Origin of the sequence: Desulfonatronospira sp., assembly GCA_003563255.1 — a bacterium.
In the GTDB taxonomy this organism is placed as follows: domain Bacteria; phylum Desulfobacterota; class Desulfovibrionia; order Desulfovibrionales; family Desulfonatronovibrionaceae; genus Desulfonatronospira.
The window spans coordinates 1-7,282 of sequence record PWSL01000466.1 but is presented as its reverse complement, the minus strand read 5'-3'; the positions used below and the strand labels follow the sequence as shown (position 1 = coordinate 7,282).

The following is a 7,282-nucleotide window of genomic DNA, read 5'->3' as shown; positions in this document are numbered from 1 at the left end:
ATCTGTTTAGCGCTTTTAAGGAAAGCAGGGGACAGGCACTCCGGGACCCACTTGAGCATCATTTTGTGCTTAAAATATCTCATTTTTTGGGACAATCACGCCTCAGGCGTGACGGAAGAGCTAGTCCCCATGCCACATGCAAAGCGCTAAACAGATACCTATAGTAGTTTATGCGCTGTAATCCGCTGAATTAGTCCTGGGATGATTTGTTGGATTTACAGGCTATTTTATTGCACTGTTTTGCATAGGCTATTTCCAGCCTTTCTTCGAGAGATCTGCCAATGCCAGGCAGTTCAGATTGATCCAGGTCAAATGCTTTAAGCAGTCTTTTCTCTGTTTTTTCATGTCGCTCCAGGCCTGCATCTGACAAAATATGAAGAATCCGGCAGTTGGACTTGAGATGCCTTGAAATGAGAATTGTTCTGTGACAGGTCAAAGGGTCTTTCTCAGCGCACATCAAGACCACAGTATTATCTCTGGTGAACTCTTTAAGCCGGTTCATTCCTTCATGAAAGAGATGATGCCCGGCAATTTTGTCATAGTCGGCCCGGCCTTCAATATAGACTGAATCGTCTTCAAACCTTGCCCCAAGCTCCCTGCCCAGAAACACATATTGTAAGCCGTGCTCCGGCAGGGCCTCTTTTAGATTTTTGTAGTTATATTCAGGCCTGTAGGCACTGTAGGGCTGAGAGCGGACATCAACCAAAGCAGTGATAGAATGATGTTTCAGAATTTCCATAAAATCTTCCAGAGAATGCGGAGAATAGCCGATTGTATATAGGTCAGGTTTTATCTTTTCCATAAATGGTCCAGTTCAATACCTGCATTAGAGATCATAAAACAATTCAGGGAAGCTGTATATGCCGTTGACTTGCAACCAGAAGCCTTCGCGACCATCCGGAGCTCTGAAGGGCCTTGATAAACCGATTCGCAAATATATCTCACGTTGCCTCTGGAAAAAATTCTTCAAATCAGAAGCTGATTCCATAACATCTTTATTTTGTGTGTAATTGTGTAGCCCAAGGTCGGTAATTGACAAATAACTGAAAAATTGTGCTGAGCCATCAGAAAAGCTCGCCTTTAAGCTGCCTTCTTGAAACTGACTTGCAGCTATCTGAAATTGACTTGGTGCAACTGAAATGGTGATTATGGATCTGACTGGCTGTAGTGACATGGGGATGTGCTTTTCACCTGCATTCAGTTTGATTTCAAAACCCTGTTCTATGGAACTGAACAGGCCTGACCTTAAGAGCGAGCGAAAATTCTCGACACCAGCAGATCCAGAAATGGTGAACCTGCTGTAACGATAATCTTCTACATGGGGACTGATTGCCCCTGCATCAGGAACAAAATCCCCTTTTAGCCTGATACCAGGCACTATCTTATGTGTATCACATTCTGTTGCACTTAAGTAAGGTCGCGGCCGGACACATGTGCCACTTCCGGGCTCTATGCCCGCTACGCATCGGATAGAATCATCCTTAAACCTGGTCACGTCAGTCACGATAATTTCCATGCTCACCTCACATCTTCAAAATGTTATTATAATAAGCTTGCCTGTGATATGGATGATACTGTAAACAGTCGATAAAACTAACTTTTTGCAATATTAGCGCAAGTCTGGCCATCCCTCCATGGCTTCATAGAGCCTTGCATAACTCCATGAAATCCAAAGAGGACTTGCCTTTAAAGCAACTTGGACCTTTTGATTCCAGACCCTGATCCAGTTTGCGGCGGTAATCCTGCAATACGCCCAGGGCTGTCTCAGAATAATTATAACGTAACCATTCAGGGGGTGCCTCAATCGGCCTGGGGACAGTCCCCGCGACACCTTTTCTGCACAAATGCAAAAATTACAGACGCGAAGTTTTGTAAACGTGCACAGTTAGAGACTCACCGCCCGCCAGCCGTATTGCTCTTTTTTGGGGATAAATTCCTGGAGCGCCACCCCCTGGACCTCGTCATTATTTTCCAACCCCTCACGCTTCACTAATTCCTCGGAAATATAAACTTCATCTACAAACCCGAAACCAGCCCAGCCTTTCAAGTTTAGCCTGCCGGAAAATCGCCTGGCAAAGGAAGGTAATTCTTTTGTTTCCTCAATCCACACTACCCTTTGCTTCATGTTTTTCTCAGTGACAGTCCTGACAGAAAGCACGGTGCCTGGTTCAAAGGACCTTATCTCAGGGAGGCTGTCATGGTAGACCGGACAGGATTCATCAGAACTCAAGGCAACAAAGGTAATCCCTTTGCCGGTGTTGATATTTTTTACGACCCCGGGCCTTGGTTCAATTATGTCCCATGACTCCCCTTCTCTTGGCTCCAGCTTAATCACCACAGGCTCCGGTCCGGACAGCTCAAGGCGAAGACTCAGTGGAGTGCCCGGGGGCATATTATTCAGCACAGGAAACTTTTTTGTCTTGATCAGGACCTGCTTCAAAGAGCCCTCGCGGGTAAACCCCATGAAGGTCAGGCCTGGCCTTTTATCATTTTCAGGCAGATGCTTGATTACTATTGCAGGATGAACAGGAAGGCCATGAAAGACAATTTCTTCAGCCAGGGATGAATGATCCTGGTATAATTGCCGGTTGCTGTTCAACACCTGAACTTGGGAAAACCAGGGACTGGACCTGAAAAGCTGCATTTTTGCTGAAACTTTCCATTCATTGGATTCCTGGATATTAATGGCCTGTTCTATCTCATATCTGGCTTCAGGCAATTGTTCCTTTTCCACAAGAATCTCTGCCAGCTCTTCATGAACCTTGACCCGGTATTTCTCCTCTCTGGCCGGGCACAGCAACGCCCTGCACAGGCAGGACAGCCTGGTATCATTATCACCGGGATATGTCTGGGCCAGATGTGTCCATGACCAGAATTCATTTTGTTTTTTGCGGACCAAAGGCAACAACAGATCTCTGGCCTGAGCCATCCGGCCGGTCTTGATTAAAAGCTTGGAATAATAATGCGGGAACCATTCCTGGTGGGGATATTTATCATAATGCTGACCCACAAACTCTGCTGCCCAGTCAAGATGGTACTGGTCCTTTTCATTTTTAATATTTCTGGCAATCCCTCTAATGGTCAGCTCAACAAGGCTGTCAAAAGATCTGTCTCCACCATCCGGCTTGAACCGCTCATAATCCTCCGGCCGGAAATTAGCCGGGTCCCACCATCGCAGTATACTGATGAAGTTAGTTATTTTTCCTTTTACAGCCGCATTTGCAGCCCACCTGAGAAACTGGGAGTGAAGCCTGCCAGGTCTTTTAATATCATGGATACAGGCGTACTCTCTCAACAGGTCTAAAAAGTATTGAGTATTCGGAAAGTCATTGTTTTTCTGCTCTCTAAGAGATTTTACTATCTCCCAGGCAAGACCTGTCCTGGCCATGACGAAATCTGGGGCGGCCTTTACTGCTTGGCGGTATAGACTCAGGGCTTTTTCCCTGTCACCCTGACCGGAAGCTGCCTTTGCCCTCTCAAGCAATTGATTGATATTTTCCTGACCACTACTGTAATCCATAATAGCCTCCTGAACTGAATACTATCGCTGGCCTTTCCCGCAACCCAAGAGCATATTCTCACGCAAAGGCGCAAAGGTCGCCAAGGAAGACAGGATAATTTTTTTTCATTTGTCACTCGTTTCTCGTGACTAATGAAAAGGCAGCCTTGTCCAAAACCGTGTCCCGGTTTTGGACAATACCCATGCTTCGCGTCTTTAACTTTGCGTACTTTGCCTGCCAAGTTGAATTGCTCGAAGAGCAAGCCCGAAGTTTACCCGGTTAAACTTTCTTTTATTTAACTGGGGGCATTCAACCAGGGCGGCTATGCGGTTCACAATATTTTTGTTTATAATGTCTGGGTTTCATGAGTAAGTCATTAAACGCCATATACCTTAAGCTCATTACTCATTTCAGACCGGTAACAGACATTGATACGACTGGAATAACAGATCGAAAAAATTCCATCCAAGCTGAGCAGGAAATTCTTGATAATCTATTTTATGCTTAAATAATAATTTTTATTGCAGGCGGAGTGTTTGTTTATACTATCACATGACCAATGAGCTGCAGTAGATAATTGTTGCTGACAAAGCTCATGTTCACGAATAGCCTGGTCTGCTGACCAGATTACATTTCCCACGCAAACTCCTCAGTTGCCGATTTCCCTTTCCAGGCATGCCAGCAGCTCAATGCAGGCCATCAGGGCGGCGGCAGCTACTCCCACCCGGATTGACTGACCATCAGGGTGCTGGGCACGATTGCGGAAAGTATGGACGGCATCAATCAATACATATGAATCTTTAGATACACTCTTGGCCCTGGCTTCGAAATTGCGATAGCTCCCGGTAAGCAGAGATAACAATCGGATTTGATCAAGGGGATCTGCAGGAACATCCCAGCAGTCAGAGTTCATCATACCTTTGACCATCCCATGCTCAGACCTGGGATTGATTGTCCAGTACCTGACAACCTCAACAGGGACTTTTTTGCCTTCACCAAATTCCCTTTCCCAGATCAGATGAAGGGCGCGGTCCCGGATTCCGGTCAGATTGTTCAGGCAATAATCAGGATACTCAGGAATGTCCTTTATGGCCATTTCCACAAGACGAAAAAGGCGGTCGTCAAACCGGGGAATATGGCTTAAGCGCCGCTGCAACAGGTCCCGGATGTTTTTCCTGTAACTTTCCCAGGAGCCGAACAGCCTGGCCATACTTCCAATATCAGGCTCTTCCTGGCGAACATATTCCCGCAACATTCGGCATCCTGGAAAGAGTTTAGAGCCTGCTTCACGGGCAAAGCCTTTTTCAACAAGTTCTCTGGATTCGCTTTTTCCGGCTTCGGATACGGGTGTCATTCCACTTTTATTCAGATAAACATACAGATCCTGGGCCGAAGGTGTACAATCATCCCACATTCTGGAAAGGATGGCCGAATATTTGTCGCATGCATTACCAGCAGCCTGATTGACTGCATCGTTATCGACTTCACCCTGATCATGAGCATCCAAAATATTATTCAACAGCCCCAGAAACAGCGGAGGAAAACCGGAAGTCCAGTTCATCAGCTCGGATCTGGCCCCGGCTGATAATTGCAGGCCGGCCTTCACTTTAATGATCTCCTCAATATCCTTTTCTTCGAACACTCCTACCCTGCTTACGCCATCAAATATCCCCCAGAAATCGCTGGTCACGGACTGCTCATCCCTTATGAGTTTGTGCAGTTCTTTCCTGGTACAAGTGACCACCCTGAGTCCCGGCTGACGACAAAGGTTTAAAAGATTATCCCAGAGGTTGCGGGTCAGGTTGCCGCTACCAAGAGGTTTATCAAAACCATCCCAGAGCATGAGCACCATTTGCTGATTCAACTCCAGGGCCTTGATGACTTCCCGGATTTCACCATATCCGGCCCCCTTGTCCTTGAGATATTCGCCATATTCAGGGTCCACTTTTTCAAGGCAATTTCCAAGGTTATAGGCCATAAGGTGGAAAAAATCCTCATCAGACAGTGGGGTCTGATGACCCAGATCCCAATAAGAAATACCACAGAAAGGAGAGTCCTGCTCATTCAGTTTTTTTATAAGTCCATTGAGAATGACGCTTTTGCCGGAAAATCTCGGCCCGACAATGGAGATATGGCTTGGGGTGGGCTTGGTCAGCTCATTGAAAAGGTTCTGCAAAATATCTTCTCTGCCAAGCATCTCAGGAGTTTTTGTACCCAGGATTGGAAAATGCTTACCCATACTGTTCCTCGCTTTCCTGTCTGGCCCTGCTTAATACAGCCGCAAAGTCCTGATGTTTTTCTATCCATATTCCCATTAAGGGAATCTCCAACGCATAACGCCCTCTGCTGAACCGGCCCTCAAGCCTGACCAGTTCCAACCGGCGCAGAAATTCAAGATCTTCAATCAGGTTTTCTTCGGATATTTCAACTCCGTAGTGTAGCAAACCTTCAAGGATCAACCCCAGGTCCATATCCTGGCCCTCGGAAGTATTCTTTTGCAGCAAAGCCAGGATAAAGCGTCTCATTGAAGAACCTGCGTACCTCCAGAGGGCTGCCAGATGTTCGTTGTCATTTACCAGGTCCTGTCCGGCCCTATTAACCAGGTCGAATGTAATGGTACGGGTTTTAACTTGAGCAACCAGCTCAAAAATCCTGTTGCACAGGCACTGCAGAAGATAGGGCTGCCTGGAAGTCAGGTGGACAGCATGCTCAGCTGCTTCCTTCAAATAGATCAGCCTGTCTTTAACCGGTTCTGTGACAAGTCTCAAAGCGGAGTCCCTGTCCAGGGCAGACACCCCGATTTTGTGTCCAAGACCGTAAAGGGCTGACCAGTATTCTTCCCTGAGCCTTCTCATTGTCAAAGCGCCTGTAAGTATGGCTGTCAGGTTTGAAGTACTCTGGATCAGGTAGCGGATATTTTCCGGAGTTTGAGGCGAAGTAACTCCATTATCGATCCCTTCCTGCAGTTTATCAAATTCGTCAAGCATCAAGAGCAGCCCCAGACTTTTAACTGACAGGGTCTGCATCACAAAGCTCAGATAATCCCGAAAATCGTTCCATGGACTGTCCGTGCCTATTCCTCGCTGACATGCTTTTTCAATACCCAGACTTTTCCCGGGAAGTAAAGTTGTACCGTCTGGCAGGTGTACCTCCACCCCCAGACTCACCAGACCAGAAGCTATACTTCTAACAATTTCGCGCCATACTTCATCAGTGGGCATGCCTGTTGCCTCTTCGCTTCCAGAGGCACCTTGAAAGCTACAGTATACACCCAGCCAGCCCTTGACCGGCTCAGTGCCTTCCAGGTGTTTCAGGATTGAAGACTTGCCAGAACGCCGATTTCCTTCGAGAAGAACTGTATTGCCGCTGCTGACCTGTCTTTTTATCTGTTCAATCAGGGTTGCCCGGCCAAAAAAAACATCTGATCTTTCAGGACCTACAGGCTGGGATACAAAATATGGACTTTTGCCAAGCTCAATGGGTTCATGCACCATCTCCATCCCCAGGGGAGAAACTTGTAAATTAAAGTCATGCTCCTGGCTTACCTCTCTGCCATCCAGGGTCATGGCATTCAACATAAGAGTGAACATAAAGTCACCTGGAATGTTCGGGCTGATACCGCTGAAACTGATCTCCGCCTTCTGACCTTCAGACAGGTAGATTATTTGCTTACTTCCCCAGTCAGGCTCAGTGGAAATGATCAGATTGCGCAGAGGAAGGAATCCCTGGTTTTCGACTGTGATTGATATTTCTGAAGCTTCACCAGCGCGCAACCCTGTAGT

At 46.8% G+C, this 7,282-nt stretch carries 5 protein-coding genes; all 5 read right to left on the bottom strand.

All coding sequences use genetic code 11. The features are described from left to right. Nucleotides 1-190 precede the first annotated feature (190 nt). Nucleotides 191-802, bottom strand: coding sequence for a DUF488 domain-containing protein (locus QZP87_RS13750; protein WP_291323492.1), 612 nt, complete (start codon nucleotides 800-802; stop codon nucleotides 191-193). Nucleotides 803-826: 24 nt separating this feature from the next. After that, a complete protein-coding gene (locus QZP87_RS13745; RefSeq protein WP_291323491.1) occupies nucleotides 827-1,516 on the bottom strand; it encodes a hypothetical protein in 690 nt (229 codons plus the stop codon). A 369-nt stretch (nucleotides 1,517-1,885) separates the two neighbouring features. Continuing rightward, nucleotides 1,886-3,520, bottom strand: a complete 1,635-nt coding sequence (locus QZP87_RS13740; protein WP_291323490.1) for a hypothetical protein — start codon at nucleotides 3,518-3,520, stop codon at nucleotides 1,886-1,888. Between the two features lie 629 nt (nucleotides 3,521-4,149). Next, nucleotides 4,150-5,739 carry a hypothetical protein gene (locus QZP87_RS13735; protein ID WP_291323489.1) on the bottom strand — a complete coding sequence of 530 codons (1,590 nt, stop codon included), beginning with the start codon at nucleotides 5,737-5,739 and terminating at the stop codon, nucleotides 4,150-4,152. Continuing rightward, nucleotides 5,732-7,282: ATP-binding protein (locus QZP87_RS13730; protein WP_291323488.1), on the bottom strand; the 1,551-nt coding region annotated here is incomplete at its 5' end. The genes QZP87_RS13735 and QZP87_RS13730, both read right to left, overlap by 8 nt.

Bases quoted from the DNA above. Each gene is read 5' to 3' on its own strand.
- QZP87_RS13735 (WP_291323489.1), bottom strand. From the start codon at position 5,739: ATGGGTAAGCATTTTCCAATCCTGGGTACAAAAACTCCTGAGATGCTT.
- QZP87_RS13740 (WP_291323490.1), bottom strand. From the start codon at position 3,520: ATGGATTACAGTAGTGGTCAGGAAAATATCAATCAATTGCTTGAGAGG.
- QZP87_RS13745 (WP_291323491.1), bottom strand. From the start codon at position 1,516: ATGGAAATTATCGTGACTGACGTGACCAGGTTTAAGGATGATTCTATC.
- QZP87_RS13750 (WP_291323492.1), bottom strand. From the start codon at position 802: ATGGAAAAGATAAAACCTGACCTATATACAATCGGCTATTCTCCGCAT.